Raw genomic sequence first — 651 nt, forward strand, 5'->3', positions numbered from 1 at the left:
TTTTCCTAACGGATTTTTAAGCTGTTATAAAGAACGTTCCTTATGCGTAAAGTTAGTTTTTTGTTCGGGTTTACAAGCCTGTTGTTGGTGCATTTTTTTTGTTCCTTCCGGGATTTCGTAGGTTTTTTTTAAGCATTGAGTGCTCTGAAGTATGAACCAAAAAAGAAAAGCCAGAACCTTAGCCCTGACTTCCTTTTCAATGTTATACTTCGTCGCACACTGGTGTATTTCCTCGCAGGTTGCTCCTCAGCAGAGCCTGTTTCCGCTCATCGCCAGCAACATAAATATAATGGCTTTTATTTTTTTCATCGGTTCTTTTTTTCAACATTCCCGGGCAACATCTCTTCCCTCACTTTTGGATAACAACCGGCATATTGAGATTCTCCAGGCCCTGGCCGCTGGTACCGACCCCGTAACAGGAGAAGTATTCCCTGCAGACAGCCCGTACAACCAGCCCGAAATCATCAGGGCGCTATTCTTTGCTCTTAATGAACTTAGGGCGGTAGCTGAAAAAGGTAATCAGGGTTTGGCCTGGACTGAAGAGGAAGATGAATTGCTTGCAGAACGCTTTAACGAAGGAACCAAGATTACCCAACTCGCCAAACTACACTCCCGTACCTATGGAGCCATTAAAGCCCGGCTAATCAAACT

1 protein-coding gene is annotated in these 651 nt (G+C 44.2%); it reads left to right on the top strand.

What is annotated here, in order from left to right; translation table 11 throughout:
* Nucleotides 1-289 precede the first annotated feature (289 nt).
* Nucleotides 290-651 (top strand): hypothetical protein (locus R2R28_RS29110; protein WP_316829174.1); only part of this gene is annotated, 362 nt, incomplete at its 3' end.

It is taken from the genome of Pedobacter miscanthi (assembly GCF_032678605.1).
Taxonomy (GTDB): domain Bacteria; phylum Bacteroidota; class Bacteroidia; order Sphingobacteriales; family Sphingobacteriaceae; genus Pedobacter; species Pedobacter miscanthi_A.